18 protein-coding genes are annotated in these 23,358 nt (G+C 64.0%); 6 read left to right on the top strand and 12 right to left on the bottom strand.

All coding sequences use genetic code 11. The annotated features are described in order from the left end of the window. Positions 1-4 precede the first annotated feature (4 nt). Positions 5-1,348, top strand: coding sequence for a TolC family outer membrane protein (locus U5A08_RS11555; protein WP_253394994.1), 1,344 nt, complete (start codon positions 5-7; stop codon positions 1,346-1,348). 198 nt (positions 1,349-1,546) lie between these two features. Continuing rightward, entirely contained in the window at positions 1,547-3,172 is a 1,626-nt protein-coding gene (locus U5A08_RS11550; protein WP_321851616.1) for a methyl-accepting chemotaxis protein, read from the top strand. 185 nt (positions 3,173-3,357) lie between these two features. Here the strand turns inward: U5A08_RS11550 and U5A08_RS11545 are convergent, their stop codons facing one another. From U5A08_RS11545 to U5A08_RS11525, 5 genes are all read right to left on the bottom strand, one after another. After that, positions 3,358-4,119, bottom strand: coding sequence for an energy transducer TonB (locus U5A08_RS11545; RefSeq protein ID WP_321851615.1), 762 nt, complete (start codon positions 4,117-4,119; stop codon positions 3,358-3,360). Continuing rightward, the gene (tolR, locus tag U5A08_RS11540) at positions 4,116-4,562 is read right to left on the bottom strand and encodes a protein TolR (protein ID WP_253394988.1); all 447 of its coding nucleotides are present in this window, start codon (positions 4,560-4,562) and stop codon (positions 4,116-4,118) included. Before tolR ends, U5A08_RS11545 begins: the two co-directional genes overlap by 4 nt. Positions 4,563-4,576: 14 nt before the next feature. Beyond that, positions 4,577-5,269, bottom strand: coding sequence for a protein TolQ (tolQ, locus tag U5A08_RS11535; protein ID WP_321851613.1), 693 nt, complete (start codon positions 5,267-5,269; stop codon positions 4,577-4,579). A 49-nt stretch (positions 5,270-5,318) separates the two neighbouring features. Then, complete coding sequence (locus U5A08_RS11530; protein ID WP_321851612.1) at positions 5,319-7,184, bottom strand: phytase; 1,866 nt, start codon at positions 7,182-7,184, stop codon at positions 5,319-5,321. A 144-nt stretch (positions 7,185-7,328) separates the two neighbouring features. Then, the gene (locus tag U5A08_RS11525) at positions 7,329-9,842 is read right to left on the bottom strand and encodes a TonB-dependent receptor (RefSeq protein ID WP_321851610.1); all 2,514 of its coding nucleotides are present in this window, start codon (positions 9,840-9,842) and stop codon (positions 7,329-7,331) included. Between the two features lie 379 nt (positions 9,843-10,221). Here U5A08_RS11525 and U5A08_RS11520 point away from each other — a divergent pair, with 379 nt between their 5' ends. Together U5A08_RS11520 and U5A08_RS11515 are read left to right on the top strand one after the other, a co-directional pair. After that, positions 10,222-11,136: a GGDEF domain-containing protein gene (locus U5A08_RS11520; RefSeq protein WP_321851609.1), complete on the top strand. Its 915-nt coding sequence runs from the start codon at positions 10,222-10,224 to the stop codon at positions 11,134-11,136. 1 nt (position 11,137) lies between these two features. After that, the gene (locus U5A08_RS11515) at positions 11,138-12,175 is read left to right on the top strand and encodes an AraC family transcriptional regulator (RefSeq protein ID WP_253394981.1); all 1,038 of its coding nucleotides are present in this window, start codon (positions 11,138-11,140) and stop codon (positions 12,173-12,175) included. On the opposite strand, the gene U5A08_RS11510 is transcribed toward U5A08_RS11515, so the two are convergent. The 5 genes from U5A08_RS11510 to U5A08_RS11490 form a co-directional block, all read right to left on the bottom strand. After that, a complete protein-coding gene (locus U5A08_RS11510; protein WP_321851608.1) occupies positions 12,162-13,049 on the bottom strand; it encodes a LysR family transcriptional regulator in 888 nt (295 codons plus the stop codon). The two genes, U5A08_RS11515 and U5A08_RS11510, sit on opposite strands and share 14 nt — an antisense overlap. A gap of 197 nt (positions 13,050-13,246) precedes the next feature. After that, the gene (gene ycaC, locus U5A08_RS11505) at positions 13,247-13,864 is read right to left on the bottom strand and encodes an isochorismate family cysteine hydrolase YcaC (protein WP_159935861.1); all 618 of its coding nucleotides are present in this window, start codon (positions 13,862-13,864) and stop codon (positions 13,247-13,249) included. Between the two features lie 24 nt (positions 13,865-13,888). Beyond that, positions 13,889-15,727 carry an amidohydrolase gene (locus tag U5A08_RS11500; RefSeq protein ID WP_321851604.1) on the bottom strand — a complete coding sequence of 613 codons (1,839 nt, stop codon included), beginning with the start codon at positions 15,725-15,727 and terminating at the stop codon, positions 13,889-13,891. Next, positions 15,724-16,314: an antibiotic biosynthesis monooxygenase gene (locus U5A08_RS11495; protein WP_253394978.1), complete on the bottom strand. Its 591-nt coding sequence runs from the start codon at positions 16,312-16,314 to the stop codon at positions 15,724-15,726. The genes U5A08_RS11500 and U5A08_RS11495 overlap by 4 nt, the downstream gene beginning before the upstream one ends. A gap of 110 nt (positions 16,315-16,424) precedes the next feature. Then, a complete protein-coding gene (locus tag U5A08_RS11490) occupies positions 16,425-17,336 on the bottom strand; it encodes a LysR substrate-binding domain-containing protein (protein ID WP_253394977.1) in 912 nt (303 codons plus the stop codon). 203 nt (positions 17,337-17,539) lie between these two features. On the opposite strand from U5A08_RS11490, the gene U5A08_RS11485 reads away from it, so the two are divergent. Continuing rightward, on the top strand, positions 17,540-17,935 hold the full coding sequence (locus U5A08_RS11485; RefSeq protein WP_253394974.1) for a helix-turn-helix domain-containing protein: 396 nt from the start codon (positions 17,540-17,542) through the stop codon (positions 17,933-17,935). Positions 17,936-17,993: 58 nt separating this feature from the next. Further along, positions 17,994-20,756 (top strand): ATP-binding protein, encoded by a 2,763-nt coding sequence (locus tag U5A08_RS11480; protein WP_321851602.1) that lies wholly within the window; start codon positions 17,994-17,996, stop codon positions 20,754-20,756. Here U5A08_RS11480 and U5A08_RS11475 read toward each other — a convergent pair. Beyond that, the gene (locus tag U5A08_RS11475) at positions 20,703-22,154 is read right to left on the bottom strand and encodes an ATP-binding protein (protein ID WP_321851600.1); all 1,452 of its coding nucleotides are present in this window, start codon (positions 22,152-22,154) and stop codon (positions 20,703-20,705) included. The two genes, U5A08_RS11480 and U5A08_RS11475, sit on opposite strands and share 54 nt — an antisense overlap. A 150-nt stretch (positions 22,155-22,304) precedes the next feature. Continuing rightward, the gene (locus tag U5A08_RS11470) at positions 22,305-23,255 is read right to left on the bottom strand and encodes a GlxA family transcriptional regulator (protein ID WP_321851599.1); all 951 of its coding nucleotides are present in this window, start codon (positions 23,253-23,255) and stop codon (positions 22,305-22,307) included. Positions 23,256-23,358 lie beyond the last annotated feature (103 nt).

Raw genomic sequence — 23,358 nt, 5'->3', positions numbered from 1 at the left:
CCCCTTGCGTATTCCAGGGCTGCATCTCGACCCCATCACACTGCTCACTTTCCTGTGCGGCCTCACCCTCACCTGCTGCCCGGCCAACGCCTCGGCGGAAGACTTGTACCAGCTGTACCAGAAGGCGCTGACCCACGACATGAAGTTCGCCGCCGCGCAGGCGCAACAATTGGCCACGGCGGAAAAAGAACCGCAAAGCCGCGCCAACCTGTTGCCGGACCTGTCACTCACCGGCGGCGCGGCCTGGGTCGATGCCGAGGATTCGTCCGACTACCATCGCAACCGCAATAACACCAACGCCTATGCCGTGGTCCTCACCCAACCGTTGTTGCGCTGGCAGAAGGTGATCGCCCACGACCAAAGCAAACTGTTGATCAGCGTCAGCGAAATACAGACCGAACAGGCGCGCCAGGACCTGATGCTGCGTGTCGCCCGCGCCTACTTTGATGTGCTGCTCAACCAGGAACTGCTCAACACCCGCACGCAACAGTTGCAAACCCTGCAGGAGAGCCAGGACCGCACCCGGCGTTTGTTGGCCGATGGCGCCAGCACCCACAACGCGCTCGAACAGGTGCAGGCCAAGTACGACCAGGCCTTCGCCGAGCAAATCGCCGCACGCGGCGCGCTGGATATCGCCACCGAAGCCCTCACCCAATTGACTGCCGCCCAGGCGCTCCCGTGGTCGGGCAAGGAGCCGCAATTCAGTGCCCCGGTGCCCGCCGCCATCGACGCCTGGGCGACCACCGCGCAACAAGGCAACCTCGCCGTGCAGCAGGCGCAGATTGCCCTGAGCCTGGCCGAAAAGGACATCAACAAGGAACAAGCCGGCCACTTGCCGACCCTTGACCTGATCGCCGCCCATGGCCGTTTTGCCTCGGTGGGCGGCGAAGTGTACGACGTCACCCTGCCCGAGAATCGTTACAACCACACGGTGGTCGGGGTCAAACTGAGCGTGCCACTGTATGGCGGTGGCCGTACCAGCAGCCGCGTGCGTGAAGCCCATGCGTTGCAGAGCAAGGCCCTGGATGAGCTCGAAGACGCGCGCCGCAACGCCGGGCTGATGGCCCGCCAGGCCTACCTGCAAGTGACCAGCGGCATGAGCCAATACCGGGCGCTCAAGCAGGCGCTGAAATCCAGCCAAGTCAACCTCACGTCGGTAACCCAGCGCTTTGAGGCCGGTTCGCGCATCAACACGGATGTGCTGGACGCACAGCAGAAAGTCACGGATACCCAGCAACGTCTGGCCCAGCAGCGCTATGGAATTCTGCTCGCGCAGTTGAACCTGCTGGCGTCTACGGGGAACCTGAACGACGTGCGTCTGCGGGAGGTCAGTCGCCTGCTGGATTGAAGCCTTGCGGGCATGCCATACGGCTTGTCAGCGAAGCGGGTGAAACGGCTGCGTCGCAAACCCCACTCAGCCCGCGCACCCGACCCCTTGAACGCTTGGTTCGATAATCGAACGGGTTTCCACTTCTGCCATTTAAGTTCCGGGGATGAATGCGGATAGTTCGATCAATATCAATCAAGTGGTCCGCGGAGTACTCCCATGTTTGCCCATCTGAAAATTCGCACCGGCATGATCGGGGTGCTACTGCTGTTCGCCATTGCACTGTTGTTTTCGACCCTTAACGGCGGGCGGTCGGCGGTACTCAGTTACGATCAGATTGACGAGTTGGGGCGTACCTCGCGACAAATCGACGGCATCAACAATGCGTTGCTGCTGGCAATCCGTACCAGCGCCAACGTGTCCTCGGCGTTCATCGAGACCGTCGGCGAGCGTTTCGATGACGCTGAAGCCCGGCTGGTTCGCAGCGAGGCGATCTGGAGTGAAGCCATCGCCAAGGTCAATGCCTCTACCACAGACTTGCGTGACCCGAAGTTGAAGGCCCTCGCCGAAGATCTCAAGCATGCGTTCGCCGAATATGGCGTGGCCATCGTCGGTCAGCGCGCCGCCGCTCGCGCGCGCTCCGCCAAACAGTATTTTCAAGTCAACATCGATGCCGGCAACAGCATGACCAAGCTCCAGGACATTCGCATGAAGCTGGTCGGCGCATTGGATGCCCGTACTCAGGAGATCAACACGCAGGCGGCTGCGCGGCTACAGACTTCGCAAACCCTGGCCATTGCCTTGATCCTGCTGACCCTGGCACTGGCTGTCGTCTGCTGGATATTCATCTCGGGCACCGTCCTGCGCCCATTGCGCGCGGCCGGCGAGCACTTCAAGCGCATTGCCGGGGGCGATTTGACCCGCGAGGTCGTCTCGCCTGGCCGCAACGAAATTGGCGAGTTGTTCCTTGAGCTCCAACGCATGCAAGCCAGCCAGCGTGAAACACTGATCCAGATCGCTGACTCAGCCACGCAGTTGGCCTCGGCCGCTGAAGAACTCAACGCCGTCACCGAAGAAAGCAACCGTGGCCTCCAGCAGCAGGACATGCAGCTCGAACAGGCCGCAACCGCCGTTAACCAGATGACCAGTGCGGTCGAAGAAGTGGCGCGCAACGCGGTGTCTACTTCGCAAGCGGCCACCGCCTCCAATACGCTGTCAGAAAAAAGCCGTCAGCAGGTACGCGAGAACATCAACGGTACGCAATCGATGACCGCCGAGATTCAGGGCAGCGCCGAACGTATCCAGCACCTCGCCGATGAGGTGCGCAACATCGGCAAGGTGCTGGACGTGATCCGAGCCGTCTCGGAGCAGACCAACCTGCTGGCCCTCAACGCAGCGATCGAAGCCGCCCGGGCGGGTGAAGCCGGTCGGGGGTTTGCGGTCGTGGCCGACGAGGTGCGCACCCTCGCCTACCGCACTCAGGAGTCGACCCGCGAGATCGAGCAGATGATTGCGAGCGTGCAGAGCACTGCCGAACAGGCGGTGGATTCGATGCGCAGCAGCACGGCTCGGGCACAAGGCACGCTGGAGATCACGCAGGCGTCGGGGGTAGTGCTGGAGGATATCTTCGCCGCCATCGGCCAGATCAATGAGCGCAACTTGGTGATTGCCAGTGCCGCCGAAGAGCAAGCCCAGGTTGCCCGTGAGGTGGACAGCAACCTCGTGGCGATCCGCGACCTGTCGGCGCAATCGGCAGCGGGCGCCTTGCAGACCAACGCGGCAAGCCATGCACTGTCGAAGTTGGCCGCCGAACTGAGCGGGCTGGTGGGGCGCTTTCGTACCTGATCCTGCGGGCTCGCCAAGACAGACCGACACGCCACCCAATGCAATGGACATAACGTGAACTGCGCACCGCCCCCTTCTCCAGGCGCAGGTAAGCGAAGCCTTTGACGATCGCCGACCGCCGACCTGCAACCGCTGCGGGCGGCGAATCAGAAGACCACGATCAAGGGCCTGGCCAGCGCCAGTCCCTACTTGATGCGGTAGTGAAAGGTATTACGCACCGCCGGCACCGCAACCGCCCTGCCTTCAACAATCCTCGGCTGGTAGCGGAACGTATTCGCCGCCGCCAGTGACGGCCGGATAAACAGCGGGTGACAGCCGTCCAGCACCTTGGGGTTTTCCACGCGGCCCTGGGGGTTGACGGTGTATTCCACCGAGCAATCGCCTTCGATGTTTTTATCCAGGGCGCGCTCGGGGTACTCCGGTGCTTCTTTGCTCAGCGGCAGGTATTGACGACTGTCGAACGCCGGGGCCGGAGCGGGTGTGGCGACTCGCGGTTTTTCAGCGGCCAGCCGGTCCTGGTTCAGCCGTTGTTGCGCCAGCTCCAGCTCGCGGTTGCGCTGTTCGGAGGCCAAGCGCTCCTGTTGCTGCTCAAGTTTTTTGTCCTCGACCCGTTTACGCGCCAAGGCAGCCTTCTCCAGTTTTTGCGCCTGGACCTGCGGGTCGAGGGTGGGTTTGAGCGGCGGCGGGACCACCACGGGCGCAGGCGGTGGCGGCGCCACAGCCACCGGTTCGGGCACGGGCGCCGGCGGCAGCATCACCAGCTGGGTGTGCATCACCTGAGGCGCTTGCACCCTCGGTTTCTCCGGTGACCAGCCCAGCATCAGCGCGGCTACCACGCCCACATGCAGCGCAACGGCCAGACTCGCCGCCATACCCTTGCGCCACCACCCGCTGAAATCCCGAGGTGCCATAACCAGGGTCGAACTGTGCATGATCATCGCCGTCATTGCGGGGCCTCGGTCACCAGCCCCAGGTTGCTGACGCCGCCCTTTTGCAACACCGCCATCGCTGCGACCACGCGCCCATAACCCGCGTCTTCGTCAGCACGGATATAGACCTGCGTATCACTGCGCGCCGCCACCACCTGCATGACCTTGGCGCCCATCTCCTCCAGGCTCACGGCGCTGTCGGTCTGGTGCTGCGTGTCCAGCTCGCCGCCGAGGTTCCAGTAGTAACCGCCGTCAGCCTTTACCGACAGCGTGAGGATCTGTTGACGGGTATCGGTGGCCAGCGCCTCGGCGGCGACCTTGGGCAGTTCGATCTTCACGCCCTGGGTCAGCATCGGCGCGGTGACCATAAAGATCACCAGCAGCACCAGCATCACGTCGATGTAAGGCACCACGTTCATCTCGGCCTTGGGCCCGTGCTTGCGTTGCGGCCTGGTTAACATGGGCTTGCTCCTGTTCAGGCGGCCGTGGCCAGGTGGCTCGGCATGCCGCGCAGACTGCGATGCAGGCGCACTTGCAGTTCATTGCCGAAGGCGTAATAGCGGGTGAGTAGCGTCTGGCTGCGCGCTGAAAAGCGGTTGTAGGCGATCACCGCCGGGATGGCGGCAAACAGGCCAATGGCCGTGGCGATCAACGCCTCGGCGATGCCCGGCGCCACCGTGGACAGCGTGGCCTGTTGCACCTGGGACAAGCCGAGAAAGGAATTCATGATGCCCCACACCGTACCGAACAGGCCGATGTAAGGGCTGACCGAGCCCACGGTGGCGAGAAATTGCAGGCCTTTTTCCAGCTCGATTTCCTGCTCCGTGATCGCCACCTGCAAGGCGCGCTCCACCCCTTCCAGCACCGCCGGATCGTGGCTGTGCAGGTGCTGGTATTCCTGAACGCCGGCAATAAAGATCGTCGCCACGCCGCCCTCGCCCGCTTGCACGCTGTCGCGGTACAGCGTCTGCACGTCCGGTGCGGCACGAAAGCGCGGCACAAACCCGTTCAACTGGCGCTCCAGGCGCCGCAGCACACTGCCACGCTGGATAATCAGGTACCAACTGAGCAAGGACGCCAACAGCAGCGTGACCATCACCGCCTTGACCAACAGGCTGGCGTCGCTGATCAAACCCCAGATCGTCATATGTTCCATCGTCGCGTGCATGGTGGTGAACTCCTATTCGATTAAAAAGTGATGACCGGGTGATGACGGCTCACGGCAATTTCAGGGCGCCAGTCACATCGCGCCAGGGCACGAACTTGAAGTTCTGGGTTTGCTCGGGCATGCGCTTGCGCCCGTCCTGCACCACCAGCATGCCTTGGCTCCACGGCCCGCCGAGGTTGACGGCGGTGACTTCGAGGCCATCGGTTTCCGACGCGCCGTCGATCCCGGCTTCAGCGTTCAAGCCGACGCGAAAGGCGCCGTGAGCGGCGAACGGCGGTTCGGCATCCACCACCAGGTAGCTGTCATTGCCTTGGCTGGAGATCACCAGGTAATCGCGCGCGCCGCTCTGATACAGCGCCAGCCCCTCGACATCCGCATGCAGTTGCGCACCGACCTTGATCACGCTGGTCAGCGTCGCCGGCTGATCGGCACGGGCGTCGACGGCCCAGACGCCGACATCTTCTTCACCGATGAACAGGCGCTGGCGCTGGTCGTCGGCCACGCAGCCTTCGGGTTGGCTGTCGACCTTGAACTGACGCACCAGCTCGCCCTGCACCCGGCCATCCGGCGCGCTCAGGCGGTATTGCAGGAAGGTGCCGTCCTTGCCATTGGCGATCGCGTAAATGTCCCCGCTGGGCGGCTGGAACAGGCAGATACCGTAGATTTCCTTGAGGGGCGTCGGCACTTCGCCGGCTTCGCGCAACTCGCCGCTGCGACGGTCGATGCTGAACAGGCTCAGGCTGTTGTGGTCGCGATTGCTCGCCACGGCAAGGTCGACGGTCTGCTGGCCGAGCTTGAAGTTGGGACGCACATCGACGTTGTTCAGGCGCCCCACCGCCAGCTCTTGCAGCAGCTTGCCGTCGAGGTCGTAGGCCAGCAGGCCCTGTTTCTTGTTGGTGCCGAGCACGCGGCTCTGCGCCGGCTGTTCCGGGTGAATCCAGATCGCCGGGTCATCCGCCGCATCGCCCTGACGGCCGACCGGGTCGGTCTGGCGCTGGGCGGCGACTTCCGGCAGCACTGGCGCCGGCGCGACAGGCTTGGCCTGCCACGTCAGTTCAGCCTGATAGAGGTTGCCGGTGTCGTCGTCGCGCAGCAGCAGTTGCCGGCCTTTGATTGCGAGGTTTTCCGGTTCCGTCACACCCGGCAGGCGCAGGTTCGATTGTGCAACCCAGCGTTCGCCCTCCTGCTGGAACAGCTGCAGTTGCGCGGTCTTTGGATCAAGCGCGACCACACCACCGGGCACCAGCGCCATGGCACCGGCTGCGCGCTTGGGATTGTCAAACAGCGCGACCGGGGTGCGTTTCACCTCGGCTTCCGGGTGCGCCGGGTAGGCCCACCAGCCGACGTTTTGCTCATTGACCAGCAACTGATTGGCGGCATCGTCCACCTGGCAGAACTGCGCCGACGGCGGCAGCGGCAAGCCGCGTACACGCAGGGGTTGTGCCAGCAACGTCGGGCCATTGCCCACCAGCCATTGCTCACCCTTGCCCTCTTCGCCCACCAGGAACACAAACAGGTTGGCCGCCGGGTCGCGATACAGGCACAGGCCGTTGACCGGATAGTCGCGGGTCGGCAGGTACAGCGGCGCGCCCCAGCGTTTGCCGGCGCTATCCAGGCTGATCAGCATGGCCTGCTGGCGTTGGTTATCCAGGGTTGCCACCAGCACCTGGGCACCCGCGGCGCGGCTGTCGAGGCTGCTGAAGTTACCCTTGAAACGCGCCAGTTCGGCGCCTTTGTCGTCGAGCAGCAACAGGCCGTCGCGGGTGCTGGCGGCCAGGCGTTCAGGGCCGTTGGGCAGGAAGGCCAGCGCCTCGGCGTTCAGGTTCGGTGCCCAACGAGTCAGGGCCAGGTCGGCGGCCAGCGCATGGCCGCAGGTGGCCAGGGCCATCAGCAGGTATAGCTTGGAAAATCTCATGAACAGGCAAATCCTTCGAAAACGATGAAGAACCCATGTGGGAGGGGGCTTGTTCCCGATGGCAGTGGTTCGGCTAATGAATCCGGCGACTGACATACCGCTATCGGGGGCAAGCCCCCTCCCACATTCGGATTGAGGTGTTGGTTAGAAATGGGTGAAGGTCAGGCCGAGCTTGTAGGTCGGGCCGTACTCCTCGTACTGGCCGTTGTAGCTGCGGTGGCCGGTGTAGACGAAGTACGACTCGTCGGTCAGGTTCTGCGCCTCGAAGCTGACCTGCAGGTTCTTGGTCAGCGAGTAACGCGCGCTGAAGTCGACAAAGGTCTGTGCGTCGACGTGCAGGTCGTGGGCCTTGTCGTTGATCGAAGCCAGTTCATACAGGTAGTCCGATTTGTAGTTGGCCGACAGGCGCAGGCTGAGCTTGTCGTCTTCCCAGCCGAGCATCAGGTTGCCAACGGTGTCCGACTGGTTGGGCAGGCTGATGTTGCGTTTGCGGTTGCCGCCACTGGCGGCGTCGAAGCCTTCGATATCGGCGCTGGAGCGGCTGAACGTGGTGTTGGCACCGACCAGCAGGCCGTTCCACGGCGCGGGCAGCCAGTCGAACTTCTGTGAGTAGGCCAGTTCCAGGCCGTAGAGCTTGGCGCTGTCGCCGTTGGCATAGGTGTGGGCCTCGGCGAAGTTGGTCCAGGCGCCGGTGCCGGCCACGTCGGTGTTGTAGACAAAGTGCTTGATGTCTTTGTAGAACACGAACGCCGACACGGTGCCCGCACGGCCCATGAAGTGCTCGATACCCAGGTCCAGGTTGCTCGACTCCAGGGGCTTGAGGTCCGGGTTGCCGAAGGTCGCTTCGTCATCGTCGATCACAAAACCCGGCGCCAACTGGCCAAAGGTCGGGCGCACCACGGATTTGGTCCAGGCCGCGCGCACCTGGGTGTTCTTGTCGATCTGGTAACGCGCATGCAGGCCCGGCAACCAATGGTGATAGCGCCGTTTGGTCTCGGTAGCGCTGAACTGGCCGTCGGTGGCGCCGGTGCCCTTGGCTTCGAACTCGGTGCCTTCGTAGCGCATGCCCGCGATGAAACGCCAGTCGTCGATGTCGACGGTGTTCATCAGGTAGCCGGCGTTGATGTCTTCGCGGATGGTGAAATCGTTGACCCGGGATTCGGTCTCGTCATAGAAGTCATCGCGGTTAAGGCCGCCGATCAGTTGCTTGATGCTGCCCGCGTTGATACCCGGGCCGTAATTGCCGAGGCGGTAGTCGACGTTGCCCGTCTGGAACTGGGTGAGGTTGAGCTGTTCGTCGGTAAAGCCCAGGGTGTCGAAGTTCTTATAAACCCAGGCTTCCAGGTCGTTGTCCTTGTGGCGCCGGCTGACCTTGCCGCCGAACTTGACCTGGGACGCGTAGCCGCTCAGGTCGTAGTCGCGGGCCAGGTCCAGGCGCAGGTTCTTCTCGGTGTCTTGGGTGTTCTGTTTTTCCCAGTCGACCTTGTCCAGGGTGAAGTTGCTCGCGTCGTAGAAGCCGGCGCCGACGATGGGGCGTGGTTTGTCTGTGTCGTAGAAGCCGCTGTCGGCAAAGTCGCCGCCATCGAAGGTGGCGCCGGCGATGTGCGCCGGGCTGTCTTCGCTGGATTGGCTGTAGCCGGCCTGGCCGCTGAGGGTCCACAGGCCGAACATGCGTTCGCCGCCGAACACGTAGGACTGGATTTCCTGGGTCTCCTCGCGGTTCTTCAGCTTGCGCTTGCCCTCCGCCACGCCCAGCTCGCCAGGCGCCTGGGGGTCGGCAAATTCGAGGCTGGCGGCGTTGCGGGTCTCGGTGTCTGTGTAGCGGCTGTAGAGGGTGCGCAGGTAGTAGCTGCTGAGGTCATCGGGCTTGTAGTCGAAGTTCAGGCCACCACCGGCGCGCTCGCGACTGATGTCGTAGTCGCGCTGCTCGAACTCGCTGAGTTTGGCCCCCTGGCTGAAGTCCCAGGCGCCGCCGGTTTCGACGTTGTCCGAGCCGAAGTCGCGCTTCTGCCAGCTCAGGGCTGCGGCGACGCCAAAGTTGTCGATGCCATCGCCAAGGCTGAAGCGATTGCTGGCCGCGCCGGAGAATTTCGGGCTGGTCTGGCGTGTGTTCTTGTCGTAGCTGGCCTCAGTGCTGCCGGTGTAGAACAGGCCCTTGTGGTCGAACGCCGACAAGCTCTTCACATCGACGGTGCCACCTAGGGAGTTGGCGTCCATGTCCGGAGTCAGGGTCTTGATCACCGACAGCGACTGCACCAGCTCGGAGGGCAACACATCGAGGGCCACGGCGCGACGTTCGCTTTCGGGCGACGGCACCAGGGTGCCGTTGATGGTCACGCTGTTGAGGTCCGGGCCGAGGCCACGCACGCTGACAAAACGCCCTTCGCCCTGGTCGCGCTCGACGCTGACACCGGGCAGGCGCTGCACGGCTTCGGCGACGTTTTCATCCGGCAACTGGGCCACGCCGTCGGCATGCACCACACTCTTGATGCTGTCGGAAGAACGCTGCTCCTTGAGCGCCTGGTCGATAGCGGCAGCCTGGCCGACCACGTCGACGTGCTCGATGTTGGCGATGTCGGCCGCCTGGAGCCGCTCGCTGGCCATCGCCAGGGCCAAGGCGGTAAGCGTAAAGCTGACGAGCCCGGTGCGCTTGTACATGAAATCCTCCCCAAGAGTCCGTTGGCGCCAGGCAAGGGGCCCGGCAACTGGGAGGGCAAGCTAGGGATGAGGGATGACGGTTCTGTGACAGGGATCGACCGTGGAGCCCGTAAATCGTGAGTTTTGCCTGGTTCTCAACGTGGAATGAGCCGAAATGACCTCTGGTGGTCAACGGTGGGAGGGGGCTCGCCCCTGATAGCGGTGGGTCAGTCAATAGATAAGCCATCTGGCACACCGCAATCGGGGGCAAGCCCCCTCCCACCGTTGGTTTTCATCGCGTGTGGGGTGAGCTGATTCGACCCTCCCCCCTCGTCATCCAACCGTCACATCCATCTGCTGTGCTGGCGCCCATCGCTCATTTGCCCAAGGACTCGCGGCCATGTTTTCCGTGCTCAAACCCCACCGCTGGAAACTCGCCCTGCTGCTGATCGCCGCCAACCTCGGCCTGCTGCTGTTCCTGGCCTGCGGCGAGCTGAAAAGCATCAACGAGTGGGTATGGCTGGATATCATCGGCGAGGGCGGCTCCGCCCTGCTCGCCCTGGTATGGCTGGGCCTGGTGCTGAAAAGCCGCCCCGCCGGGCGCGTCACCAATTACCTGGCACTGGGCCTGTCGTGCATCTTTTTCTCCTGGTGGATCGACAGCCTCGACGAATTCATTCGCCTGCCCGCCAGCATCACCTGGGATCACTGGCTGGAGTCCGGGCCGATGCCGGTGGGCATGATCCTGCTGACCCTCGGCATCTACCACTGGCACCGCGAACAACTGGCGATCAGCGCGCAAATGGAAAAACGCGAGCGGCTGTTTCGCGAGCATCGGCTGTTCGACAAACTCACGCCCCTGGGTGGCGCCGATTACCTCAAGCGCCAACTGGCCCACAGCCTGCAAGACAGCCGTGACCAGCAACAACCGCTGTCGCTGCTGGCCCTGGACCTGGACAACTTCACCGCCATCAACCAGGCCTACGGCCACGCCGAGGGCGATGCGGTGTTGCAAGCCCTCAGCCATGTGCTGCTGCTCAACCTGCGCCGTCAGGATTTACTTTGCCGCCTGGCCGGCGACCGCTTTGTGGTGGTGTTGCCCAACACCGGCGAGCGCCAGGCCCAGGTGCTGGCGCTGGAGCTGGAGCAAGCGGTACGCAGCCTGGCGCACAAGACGCGGCAACACGGCGAGCGCCTGCAACTGGCGGCGACCCTGGCCGTGGTAATGGCCTTGGAAGAACCGCCGCAGGACCTGCTCAAGCGCCTGAACCTGGCGCTCGCCCGGGCCAAACAACCGCTTGCGAAAAGCGCCTGAGATGGCCGTGAAAACCCGTTGGTATGAAGCCGACAGCCGCTTCATCCCTGGGCATTACCAACCTGCCACGCTGATCGACCTGGCGTTGTCCCGCGACATCGACAGCCATCGGCTGCTGCGCGGCACCGGGCTGTTCCACGAGGACATCCTCGCCGGTAAAGCGCAACTGAGCCCGCAGCAGTTTCTCGCATTGATCGGCAACAGCCGGCGCCTGCTCGATGCCGATGAGAGCAGCTTTCTGTTTGGCCAACGCCTGCTGCCCGGCTATTACGGCGCCGCCAGCCATGCCCTGGGCCACGCGCAAAACCTCGATCAGGCGCTGGAGATCCTGATCCAGCAACAGGTGTTGCTCAGCCCGTTGGTCACGCTGCAAGTGGAGCTCGATGAGCACCACGCCTACCTGTACTGGCGGGACAGTTGCGGCGCCGGCGAACACTGGCGGTTCCTGCTGGAAGCCAGCATGACGTCGCTGGTCGCAATGAGCCAATGGCTCAGCGGCCAACGCCTGCCGTGGCAATGCAGCTTCAGCCATGGCGAGCCGCACTATGTCGAACAATATTGGGTACACCTGGGGGAACACACGCGCTTCGCCCGCCCGCTGGACATGATGTGCATCCCGCGCGAATACCTGGTCATGGCCTGGCCCGGCGCGTCGGCCACCGCCGGCCAAGTCGCGCGGCAGCAGGCCCGCGAGCAGGTCGAAACGCTCGGCTTTGCCGACAGTTTTCTCGATTGCCTCTACGACTACCTGCGCGAACAGGTGCGTCAGCCGCCCAGCCTGGAACAGGCGGCCCAGGCGTTCGCCATGAGCCCGGCGACCCTCAAGCGCAAACTGCACAAGCACGACACCGGCTTTCAACAGCAGGTGGATCGGGTGCGCAAGCACGTCGCGTTGCACCTGTATCAGGTCAAGGGGTTCAGCAACGATGAAGTGGCCGCGTACCTGAACTTCAACGATGCGGCGAACTTCCGGCGCTCGTTCAAACGCTGGACGGGTACCACGCCGAACCTGATCCGTCAGCTATTCAGCAGCCGCTAGCCAGGCGCTCACGCAGGAAGTCCACCAGCGCCTGCACCGGCCGCGAACTCTGCCGGTGCTGCGGGTACACCGCCGACAGGGTCAGGGCGTCGGGGGCGAAGTCCTCCAGCAGCGTCACCAGGCGCCCGTCCTTCAAGGCATCGTCGATGATAAAGGTTGGCAGGTAGGTGATGCCCAGGCCGGCGATAGCGGTGTCGCGCAGCAGCTCGCCGTTGTTCACGCGCATGCGCCCGCTGACGTTCAGCGACTGCAGCTTGCCCTTGTTCTGGAACCGCCATTGCACTTGGCGGCCGTGGCCGTAGGGCAGGCAATCGTGGTCGGCCAGGTCGTCAGGCTTCTGCGGCGTACCGTGCAACGCGAGGTACTCGGGGCTGGCGCAATACACACGCTGCACGCTGGCGATACGGCGGGCGATCAGGGTGGAGTCTTCGAGAATGCCAATGCGCAGCACCAGGTCGTAGCCTTCGCCGATCAAATCCACGGGGCGGTCGCTCAGGTCGACTTCCACCGATACCTGCCGATAGCGCTGCAAAAACGCCGGCAGCAGGCAGCCCAGGTGGGCCATGGCAAACGACAACGGCGCACTCAGGCGGATCGTGCCGCGTGGCTCGCTGTTCTGGCCGGCGATGCCCTGCTCCACTTGCTCGACTTCACCGAGCAGGCGCAAGGCCGACTCGTAGTAACTCTGCCCCAGGGGCGTGACATCCAGGCGGCGGGTGGAGCGGTTGAGCAAACGCACGCCGAGGCGGTCTTCGAGCTGGATCAGACGACGGCTGACGAATTGCTTGGACAGCCCCAGTTGTTCGGCGGCGGCGGTGAAGCTGCCGGATTCCATGACCTGGCAAAACAGGCGCATGTCTTCGAAGGGGTTCATTGTCGCTTCTCGGTGGACATTTTGCTGACTTATAGCCTGTCAGTGACCACACCACAAACCCAATGTGTGAACACCATCAAATGTGGGAGGGGGCTTGCCCCCGATGGCAGGGTGTCAGCCAATGCATGCGTGACTGACACACCGCTATCGGGGGCAAGCCCCCTCCCACATTGATTACCTACATTCGTGAGGTCGGGTTACTTGGCAGTGAACGCCGAGTAGCTGTTCATCAGGTTGCGGTAGTTGGGAATGCGCGGCGACAGCAGGTTGGCCAGGCCTTCCATGTCGTTGCGCCAGTCAACTTGCAGCTCGCAGGCCACGGAGAACCAGTTCACCAGTTGCGCGCCGGCAGCGGTCATACGGGCCCAGGCAGCCTGTTGCACGGTTTCGTTGAAAGTGCCGGAAGCATCGGTGACCACAAACACCTCAAAGCCTTCGTCGAGGGCGCACAGGGTCGGGAACGCTACGCACACATCCGTCACCACACCGGCAATGATGATCTGCTTGCGGCCGGTGGCCTTCACCGCTTTGACGAAGTCTTCGTTGTCCCAGGCATTGATCTGGCCAGGGCGCGGGATGTACGGCGCGTCCGGGAACAGTTCTTTGAGCTCGGGCACCAGCGGGCCGTTGGGGCCGCTTTCAAAGCTGGTGGTGAGGATGGTCGGCAGGTTGAAGAACTTCGCCACGTCGGCCAGGGCCAGCACGTTGTTCTTGAATTCGTTGGGGGAGAAATCCTGCACCAGGGAGATCAGGCCAGTCTGGTGATCCACCAACAGCACGACTGCGTCATCTTTATTCAGGCGTTTGTAAGTCATGGGAGTAGCTCCTTTGTGGGTTGATTAGAAAGCAAAGCAGGAACAGCCAAACGCGCCCCAGAAACCCTGGAAGTCGCTGACCGGCACGCTGGAAAGGCGTGCTTTTTCATGGCTATGGGAATGCACGCCGCACGGGCCGCTGCACTGGTGAACCTGGGCTTGCAGCGGCGACGTCGGACGCCAGTGCCCCGGCACCTTGACCACCGGCGACCAGTCCGGCAGCACCGGCACGCGCGGGGGCGCGAAATCTTCGAAGTCGCCGGCGCCATACACCACCTTGCCGCCGACCACGGTCAGCACCGATTCGATCCACTTGATGGCCTCTTCATCGACACTGAAAAAATCCGCCGACAGCGCGGCGACATCCGCCAACTGGCCGACCTTGATCTGGCCCTTCTTGCCCTGTTCGGACGAGAACCAGGCGCTGCCATGGGTGAACAGTTCCAGCGCGGTCAGGCGCGGCAGGCCTTCGGCGTGCAACTCCAGGCCGCCCACGGTGCGGCCGCTGACCATCCAGTACAACGAGGTCCACGGGTTATAACTCGAGACCCGCGTGGCATCGGTGCCCGCGCCGACCGGCACGCCTTCGGCGAGCATGCGCTTGATCGGCGGCGTGGCTTCGGCGGCCTTGGCGCCGTAGCGCTCGACAAAGTACTCACCCTGGAACGCCATGCGGTCCTGGATCGCAATCCCGCCGCCGAGGGCGCGCACGCGCTCGATGTTGTGCGGGGTGATGGTTTCGGCGTGGTCGAAGAACCACGGCAAGCCATTGAACGGGATATCGCGGTTGACCTTCTCGAACACGTCGAGCATGCGCGAGATCGATTCGTTATAGGTGGCGTGCAGGCGGAACGGCCAGCGCTGCTCGACCAGGTGGCGCACCACCGGCTCCAGTTCCTGCTCCATGCTCAGCGGCAGGTCCGGGCGTGGTTCGAGGAAGTCTTCGAAATCCGCCGCCGAGAACACCAGCATCTCGCCGGCGCCGTTGTGGCGCAGGTAGTCGTCGCCCTGGTGCAAGGTGACGCTGCCGGTCCAGTTTTTGAAGTCACTGAGTTCTTCCTTGGGCTTCTGGGTGAACAGGTTGTAGGCGATACGCACCGTCAACTGTTCATCCTTGGCCAGTTGCTCGATCACCGCGTAGTCATCGGGGTAGTTCTGGAAACCGCCGCCGGCGTCGATTGCACTGGTCAGGCCGAGGCGATTGAGTTCGCGCATGAACTGGCGGGTCGAGTTGACCTGGTATTCCAGCGGCAGTTTCGGCCCCTTGGCCAGGGTCGAGTAGAGAATCATTGCGTTGGGCCGCGCGACCAGCATGCCGGTGGGGTTGCCGTGGCTGTCGCGCACGATCTCGCCGCCCGGCGGGTTGGGCGTGTCCTTGGTGTAGCCGGCCACGCGCAGGGCGGCGCGGTTGAGCAAGGCACGGTCGTACAGGTGCAACACGAACACCGGGGTGTCCGGCGCCGCCTGGTTGAGTTCTTCCAGGGTCGGCATACGCTTTTCGGCGAACTGGAATTCGTTCCAGCCGCCCACCACGCGTACCCATTGCGGCGTGGGGGTGCGGTCGGCCTGATCCTTGAGCATGCGCAGCGCGTCAGCCAGGGACGGCACGCCCTCCCAGCGCAGTTCGAGGTTGTAGTTCAAGCCGCCACGGATCAGGTGCAGGTGCGAGTCGTTGAGGCCGGGGATCACCGTGCGGCCTTTGAGGTCGATGACCTGGGTGGCGCTGCCACGCAGGGCCATGGCTTCACCGTCGGTGCCCACTGCCACGAAGCGCCCCTGGCGAATGGCGACGGCGGTGGCGCGTGGATTTTCACGGTCCACGGTGTGGAACTGGCCATTGAACAGAATCAGATCGGCGTTCATAGGGTTTCCTTTACAGAGGCTTCAAGCCAGGGAGCGAACAGGCGGGTAGCCGCTGGCATCAGCAGGTACACCACCAGCACGACGATGGTCACGGTCACCAGGAAGGTGGCGACCACGTAGTTGGACAGCAACGGATGCAGAGCCAGTATCGGACCCCACGCGATCGGCACCAGCAGGGTCAGCGGCAGGATCACACACAGGGTGACCACGGCCTGTTTCCAGCGCGGCGGTTTGGCGACGCTGTCGGTTTGCGGCGTGAACCAGAACTCGTTGACCGCACCGATTTCGGTGTGGTCGCCGTCGGCCAGCATCGGCGCGGCTTCTTCGATCAGGGTCTTGCGCTGCGGAGAGTCGAGCCAGCGTTGCAGGTCGTCGGTGGAGCGATAGCGCAACACGCAGGTGAACAGCGCCAGGCCATCCTGTTTACCGCGCACGACGTCGACACCGAGATGGCCGGGACGCTCGCCGGCGATGCGCACGATGCGCCGTAGCCAGGCTTCGTAGTCAGCCTCGCTGCCGGATTTGATCCGGTGTTTGACGATCAGGGTGACGACTTCGTCGGGGCTGGTTTCGAGTGTTGGGTTCATGCTGTGTTCTTCCCCCCTGGAGAGCTGAGCGATGGAGGGAGTTTGGCGGCGACGGGCAATTCGGAATTGGATGTTTGTGCTGTTTGGCGGGGCGACCTTTCAGGGGGCGCCTACACAGGGAAAGTGGACATGTGCGCGCTGATCCGGCTCCTCAACCAGCGCTCCGCCGGGTCGTTGTCATGCACCCCGCTCCACACCATCGACAACTCCGCCGCATCGATCGCAAACGGCGGGTCTTGTGCGCGTAACGTGGTGCCTTCCGTCAAGGCACACGCCGCGTAGTCCGGCACCGTCGCGATGATCTGCGTGCCCGCCAGTAACGCACGCAATCCGCTGAATTGCGGCACCGCCAGCACCACCCGGCGCGCTCGGCCGATACGCGCCAGGTCGAGGTCGATATTGCCGCTCAAGTCCCCCGAGAACGACACCATGGCATGGGGCCGCGCGCAGTATTCGTCCAGGGTCAGCGGTTCTATGCCGCCATCGCCGCGCAGCACCTTGCACGGTATATCGCGCAGTTTCTTGCGCTTGGCATTGGCCGGCAGATCCGTGGTGTAGCTGACGCCTACAGTGATCTCGCCACTGGCCAACAGCGACGACATCAACAAGTAATTGGCGCGGCGCACCACCAGGATAATCCCCGGTGCCTCGTCACGCAGTTGGCTGAGCAACGGCGGGAACAGGCCGAACTCGGCGTCATCGGACAGGCCGATGCGGAACACCGCACAGCTGGTGGAAGGGTCGAAATCCTTGGCGCGGCTGACGGCGCTTGAGATGGTGTCCATGGCCGGTTGCAGCTCCTTGAGTATCGCCATTGCGCGTGGCGTGGGCTCCATGCCCCGCCCGTTGCGCAGCAGCAACGGGTCGTCGAACAAATCGCGTAAACGGCCCAGGGCCGCACTCACCGCCGGTTGGCCCATGAAGAGTTTTTCAGCGACCCGGGTCAGGTTCTTCTCGAACATCAGCGCTTCGAAAATCACCAGCAGGTTCATGTCGACACGGCGCAGGTCGTTGCGGTTCATGGCGGTATCCAAACAGTTAGCAGAGCACTAGCTAAGCACGCGGCAGGCGAGCGCGATTGCACACCTGTGCTGTCTTTTTTACGTCCGCACCTGGCGAAATTAACAACGATTAACTCGTCAGCCGAGCGGTTCGGTTCCAAAAATAACGCCGTCTACACTCTTCCATTCACCGGGAACGCTCCCATCGACCACGGATATTCGTCATGGCCCGACTTGAGCACCGTGCTCCAAGCATCTGCGCGACCGGCGGCCTCTGCCCCCGGCGCGAGCGTATCGCCAAGCAACTGATCCTCGCCAACCTCGGCGAAAGCCTGACGATTGCCGACCTGGCCCAGGCCTGCGCCCTGTCACGCAGCCACTTCTCCCGCGCCTTCAAATGCACCACCGGGCTGTCGCCACAGGAATGGATTCGCCAACAGCGCATCCAGCGCGCCAAGGAATTGATCACCGGTACGTCCTTGAGCCTGACGCAAATCAGCCTGGAATGTGGCTTCTGCGACCAGGCGCACTTTTGCCATATGTTCACCCGCAGCGAAGGCGTCAACCCGATGACCTGGCGCAATCACCAACTGCGCCACAAGCAGGTCATCGCGGCCTAGTGCTCGCTGCACGCGTGGAATATGCTGGGCAGCCCCTTGTCTCAGAGCATGCGCAGGCATGAGCGACCTCAGCGAACAGGCCGTGCACTTCGGCCCGTACCGGATCCACCCACGCCAACGCCTGGTACTGGAGGCGGGCCGGCCGCTGCGCCTGGGACGGCGGGCGGTGGAGATCCTGCTGATCCTGCTGGAACAGGCCGGCAATGTGGTGAGCAAGCAGGAACTGATCGCGCGGGTCTGGCCCAAAAGCGTGGTCGAAGACGGCAACCTGCGGGTGCATATGGCGGCGTTGCGCAAGGCCCTCGGCGATGGCCAGGCCGGGCAGCGCTATATCGTCACCGTGGCCCAGCGCGGTTACAGTTTTGTGGCGCCACTGAGCATCGAACCGATGACCATTCCAGCCGACGGTATTCCCCAAAGCCAGGCCCATAACCTGCCGCTGCGCCGCACGCGGATGATCGGCCGCCAGGCGCTGATCGATGCGCTGGTGCAGCAATTGCCGCAACAACGTTTTATCACCCTGACCGGCGCGGGGGGCATCGGCAAGACCACGGTGGCGCTGCGCGTCGCCGAATTGTTGATCGGGCACTACCGCGACGGTATCCGCCTGCTGGACCTGGCGCCCCTCAGCACGCCGTCGATGATCCTGCCCAACCTCGCCGCCCTGCTCGACCTCACACTCGCCGAACACGCGCCGCTGCTCACCCTGGCACGCAGCCTGCAGGCGCGCCAGTTGCTGTTGGTGATCGACAACTGCGAACACCTGCTCGACGACATCGCGCTGATCAGCGAAACCCTGCTGCGCCACGCGCCCGACCTGCACATCCTCACCACCAGCCGTGAAGCACTGCGAGCCGAGGGTGAGTACGTGCAGCGCCTGGAGCCGCTGGCCTGCCCGCCCGCCACCGGCAACCGTGCCCAGGCCCTGGGCTATCCGGCCCTGCAACTGTTGATCGAACGGGCCATGTCCCATCAGGACAGCTTCGCGCTCAGCGAAGCCGAACTGCCGCTGGCGATTGATATCTGCCAGCGCCTCGACGGTATCCCGCTGGCCATCGAGCTGGTAGCGGCGCAGATCGAACGCTTCGGCCTGCCGGGCTTGCTGGTGCAGATGGAAGACAACTTTCGCCTGCTGACCCGTGGCCGCCGCAGCGCCCTGCCCCGTCAGCAGACCTTGCGCGCCACGCTGGACTGGAGTTTCGACCTGCTCTCGCCCTGCGAACAGATCTGCCTGCGCCGCCTGGCGGTGTTTCGTGGCGGCTTCAGCCTGGCCAGCGCGGCGGCGGTAATCGCCGGGGAGCAGATCGCGCCGGCCGAGGTGCTGGGTTCGATCACCCAACTGGTGGCCAAGTCGCTGCTCAATGTCGAGCCCGGCGATGACGAAATGGTCTACCGCCTGCTCGACATCACCCGCACCTACGCCCTGGAAAAGCTCAGCGTGGCCGCTGAACTCGACACCACCCGCGAGCGCCACGCCGCACGCTGCCTGGCCTTGATGGAACAGGCACGGGAAGATTGGGAACGGACCGCGACCCAGCCCTGGATCGACCGCTATGCGCCCCTGCGCGAAGACATCCGCACCGCGCTGGATTGGGGCCTGGGCGACCAGGGCGCGCACCTGTTGGGGATTCGCCTGACGGTCAGCGCGATGCCGTTGTGGCAGGAGCTGTCACTGCTGAGGGAGCACGGGCTGTACGTGGGCAAGGCGCTCGCGCGGCTGGCGCAATCGCCGGCGCCGAACCCGCACTTGCACATGGCGTTGCAACTGGCGCTGGGCAGTTTCTCGTATCACACCCAGGGCGGTACGCCGCAGACCATTGACGCCTTTGCCTGCGCGCGGCGCCTGGCCGAAGCGAACAATGACCTGAGCGGCCAGTTGCGTGCGGTGTCGGGCCACATGGCGGTCAACCTGTGTTGCGGCAACTATCGCCAGGCGCTTGCGCAAAGCCTGCACTTCGATCAACTCGGCCCCCAGGCCGTCCCCTTGCTCGACCTCAGCGCCCAACGCCTGCGGGTACTGGCCCAGCACTTTGCGGGTGACCAGGCGTTGGCCCAGCACAATGCCGAACAGGTGATCCAGCGCATGGCCCACAGCGGTCATCTGAACCGGTTCACCCATGGCTTCGGCGTGCAGTACGACCAGAGCGTCGCCTCTCTGACGATCCTCGCCCGCATCCTGTGGCTGCGGGGCTTCCCGGAGCGCGCCTGGCGCACCGCGAACCAGGCCCTGGAACTGGCGCTGCAGATCAACCACGGCACCTCGATCTGCTACACCCTGGCCCTGGCCGGGGTGGTCATCGCCCGCTACAACGGCGACGCGACCACGGCGCATTCACTGCTGGACCTGTTGATGCAACAAGCGCAAAAACACTCGGTGCAGCTGTTTCACACCTGGGCCAGACACTACGCCGGCACGGCGCCAGAGCAAGACATGCACGGGCTCGGCCTGGTCGCAGACACCCTGGTGACCTTCAACGCGACGGCGGTGGACACGGCGATGTTCGAACGCGCCAGAAACGGCGCGGCCGGCTGGTGTACTGCGGAGATTCTGCGGGTGCGCGCCGAGCACATCGACGATCCCCAGGCGGCAGAAGCACTGCTGCTCGACGCGTTGGGCCTGGCGCACCAGCATGGTGCCCTGGCCTGGGAGTTACGCAGTGCGACCGCACTGGCGCGGCTGTGGCAGCGCCAAGACCGCCGGCAAGCGGCCCACGAGCTGCTGAACGCGGTCTACGCGCGATTCACCGAAGGGTTCGCCACCCAGGACCTAATCGGCGTGCGCCGCCTGCTCGACGAGTTGCAAGACAAACGGCCGGCCTGAAAACGCGCCCAGATAATGCCCATACCCTTGCTGCAACTGCGCCACCTGCAGCGGGTCGCGCAGTTGCGCCAGGGCGTAGCTGCGCACGCTGTTGAGCAGGCGATAACGCTCGGGACCGAGACCGGGTTCCACGCTCAGCAGCGAGGTGTCGACCAGTCGCCGCAGCAGGTAAGCCAGGTCGGCGTGGGCCAACTCGGTGCCGGCGATCAACTGAGTCAGGGCGGGCAAGCTCACCGCCATCTTGAACAGCCCCAGTTGCAGGAACATCCAGCGCTCCGGCAGGCTCAGGCGCTCGTATGACCAATCCAGGGCCGCCGCCAGGGATCGGTGCCGTTCCACCGCCGTGCGCCGACCGCGCGCCAGCACTTGCAGGCCGCTGCGCAATTGCACCTGCAAGCCCTGCACGCCGAGGGCGTCGACCTGGGCGGCTGCCAGTTCCAGGGCCAAAGGGATACCGTCGAGCCGGCGGCAGATATCGCGCAGCGCCGGCAAGTCCTGGGAGCGCAGGGCAAACCCTTGCTGACTGGCGCGTACCCGCGCAACGAACACCTGCACCGCCGAGTAGGCCATCGCCTGCTCGACACTGCCCCAGGCGGACGGCATCGGCAGCGCCAGGCGAGGCACGCGCTGCACCCACTCGCCGGGCACCCGCAAGGCTTCGCGACTGCTCAACAACAGCGTCACTCCGGGCGCGCTGGCCTGCAGCGCGCGCGCCAGATGACGGCAGGCACCGAGCAATACGTCGGCACCATCGAGCACCAACAGTAACTGGCGCGAGGCCAATTGACGGGATAACGCCGAGGCACTGTCACACGCCTCGAGCCCAAGGGTCTGGGCCACGTGGCGCAGGATTGCCGTGGGCGCATCGACGCTGGCCAGGTCCAGCCACCATACGCCGTCGCGATAACGCGGCAACACGCGCTCGGCCAACGCCAGCGCCAGGCTGCTCTTGCCGACACCGGCGCCTCCGGTCAAGGTCATCAGGCGTTGCCCGGACAGGCGCCGGACCAGCGCACCCAAGAGTTCGTCGCGGCCGATCAACGGGCTGAGTCGGGTCGCAAGGTTGTGCCGCAGTGCCACGTGGCGGGCGGCATCCTGCAGCGGCGCGACGCAGCAATAGCCGCGCTGGGGGTCATTGAGAATGTAGCGACGGCCGTCCAATGCACGGCGCAGGGCGGCGATATGCACCCGCAGGTTGTTCTCTTCCACCACGCTGCACGGCCAGACGCGGGCGATCAGGGTGTCTTTGCCGACAAATTGCCCCGGCGTTTCGAGCAGCACCGCCAGGATATCCAACGCGCGCCCGCCCAACGGCACGGGCATGCCCGCCTTGCTGACCAGGCGCTGCTGGCGATGAAAGGTGTAAGGGCCAAAGCGCATCGCATGGTCGTTGTTCATCTGCGTAAAAGCGCTGAAACACCCGAGCTTGGGCGCCTGCGCATCCTTCTTCCATGGGCCTGCCGTTATCTTGCCAGCTCGTTGTAACAGGACAATGCTGGCACGGGGAGCGATACGGACAATCGGGTGCGCGAGACGGACATCCTGTCGTTAACTGAACTGCTGGCGGTATTGGGTGGGGTTAAGGCCGAGTTTTTCACTGAACAGAAAGCGCATATGTCGCACGCTGCCGAAGCCTGCGTGAAAGGCCACGGTCTTGAGCGGCAGGTCGGTGGTTTCCAGCAAGTGCCGGGCGCGGTCGATGCGCGCGCCTTGCAGGAACGCCATGGGCGTCATCTGCACTTCTTTGGCGAACAATCGCGCAAAGTGCCGCGCACTCATGCCCGCCAGCGCCGCCATGGATTCGATGGTGAACGGCTGGTCCAGATGCGCCAGCACCTGGTTCTGCACCCGCGTGATCGCGGTTTCCTGGGGCGCCACGGCGGCGGTCATCGGGCTGAACTGGGCCTGCCCGCCCTGGCGTTTCATCACCACCAGCAGCACTTTGGCCACGTCCACCGCCACCTGCTTGCCGTGGTCCTGGGCGACGACCGACAGCGCCAGGTCGATGCCCGCCGTCACCCCACCCGAAGTGATCAGGCGACCGTCCTGCAGGTAGATGCGGTCGGTTTCAACGATGGCCTGGGGGAAGGCCTTGATCAGCCGCTCGGTGTAATGCCAGTGGGTGGTCACGTGGTGGCCGTCGAGCAGCCCGGCATGCCCGAGCACGAAGGCACCGGTGCAGATCGAGCCGAAGCGCCGCGCGCGCGGGGCGGCGGCCTTGAGCCAGGGCAACAGGTCGGGGTGGCATTCGTTATAGGCACCGGGGCCACCCGGCACCAACAGCAGGTCATAGGCCTCGTGCGCCTGGGCCAGCAGCAGGTCGGGCTGGACGACCACGCCATTGGACGCACGCAGCGGGCCGGGCTCGGTGCCGACGGTCAGGATCTGATAGTGCTGCGCCGCTGGCAGGTAGCGGTTGGCAATCGAAAACACTTCTAGCGGCCCGGCCATGTCGAGCAGGAGGAAGTCTGGAAACAGCGCCATGGCCACGGTGTTCATAGAGAGAGACGTCCATCAGGAAGGAAGGCAGCGGCCATTATGCCACGCCTGAGACTGTCAACTTAAACGTGACAGTTATTCAAATATCAGCTCCTTAATGAAT

The sequence above is a fragment of the Pseudomonas paraveronii genome (assembly GCF_963681955.1).
In the GTDB taxonomy this organism is placed as follows: Bacteria; Pseudomonadota; Gammaproteobacteria; order Pseudomonadales; family Pseudomonadaceae; genus Aquipseudomonas; species Aquipseudomonas paraveronii.
The sequence above is the reverse complement of the archived record's forward strand: the minus strand, read 5'-3'. Positions and strand labels throughout refer to the sequence as shown.

Excerpts from the sequence above, each read along its gene's own strand:
- U5A08_RS11525 (WP_321851610.1), bottom strand. The coding sequence starts at position 9,842 with ATGTACAAGCGCACCGGGCTCGTCAGCTTTACGCTTACCGCCTTGGCC.
- U5A08_RS11495 (WP_253394978.1), bottom strand. The coding sequence starts at position 16,314 with ATGAACCCAACACTCGAAACCAGCCCCGACGAAGTCGTCACCCTGATC.
- U5A08_RS11530 (WP_321851612.1), bottom strand. The coding sequence starts at position 7,184 with ATGAGATTTTCCAAGCTATACCTGCTGATGGCCCTGGCCACCTGCGGC.
- U5A08_RS11490 (WP_253394977.1), bottom strand. The coding sequence starts at position 17,336 with ATGAACCGCAACGACCTGCGCCGTGTCGACATGAACCTGCTGGTGATT.
- U5A08_RS11480 (WP_321851602.1), top strand. The coding sequence starts at position 17,994 with ATGAGCGACCTCAGCGAACAGGCCGTGCACTTCGGCCCGTACCGGATC.
- U5A08_RS11550 (WP_321851616.1), top strand. The coding sequence starts at position 1,547 with ATGTTTGCCCATCTGAAAATTCGCACCGGCATGATCGGGGTGCTACTG.
- U5A08_RS11510 (WP_321851608.1), bottom strand. The coding sequence starts at position 13,049 with ATGAACCCCTTCGAAGACATGCGCCTGTTTTGCCAGGTCATGGAATCC.
- ycaC (WP_159935861.1), bottom strand. The coding sequence starts at position 13,864 with ATGACTTACAAACGCCTGAATAAAGATGACGCAGTCGTGCTGTTGGTG.
- U5A08_RS11500 (WP_321851604.1), bottom strand. The coding sequence starts at position 15,727 with ATGAACGCCGATCTGATTCTGTTCAATGGCCAGTTCCACACCGTGGAC.
- U5A08_RS11485 (WP_253394974.1), top strand. The coding sequence starts at position 17,540 with ATGGCCCGACTTGAGCACCGTGCTCCAAGCATCTGCGCGACCGGCGGC.
- U5A08_RS11470 (WP_321851599.1), bottom strand. The coding sequence starts at position 23,255 with ATGAACACCGTGGCCATGGCGCTGTTTCCAGACTTCCTCCTGCTCGAC.
- tolQ (WP_321851613.1), bottom strand. The coding sequence starts at position 5,269 with ATGCACGCGACGATGGAACATATGACGATCTGGGGTTTGATCAGCGAC.
- U5A08_RS11515 (WP_253394981.1), top strand. The coding sequence starts at position 11,138 with ATGGCCGTGAAAACCCGTTGGTATGAAGCCGACAGCCGCTTCATCCCT.
- U5A08_RS11520 (WP_321851609.1), top strand. The coding sequence starts at position 10,222 with ATGTTTTCCGTGCTCAAACCCCACCGCTGGAAACTCGCCCTGCTGCTG.
- U5A08_RS11545 (WP_321851615.1), bottom strand. The coding sequence starts at position 4,119 with ATGACGGCGATGATCATGCACAGTTCGACCCTGGTTATGGCACCTCGG.
- U5A08_RS11475 (WP_321851600.1), bottom strand. The coding sequence starts at position 22,154 with ATGAACAACGACCATGCGATGCGCTTTGGCCCTTACACCTTTCATCGC.
- tolR (WP_253394988.1), bottom strand. The coding sequence starts at position 4,562 with ATGTTAACCAGGCCGCAACGCAAGCACGGGCCCAAGGCCGAGATGAAC.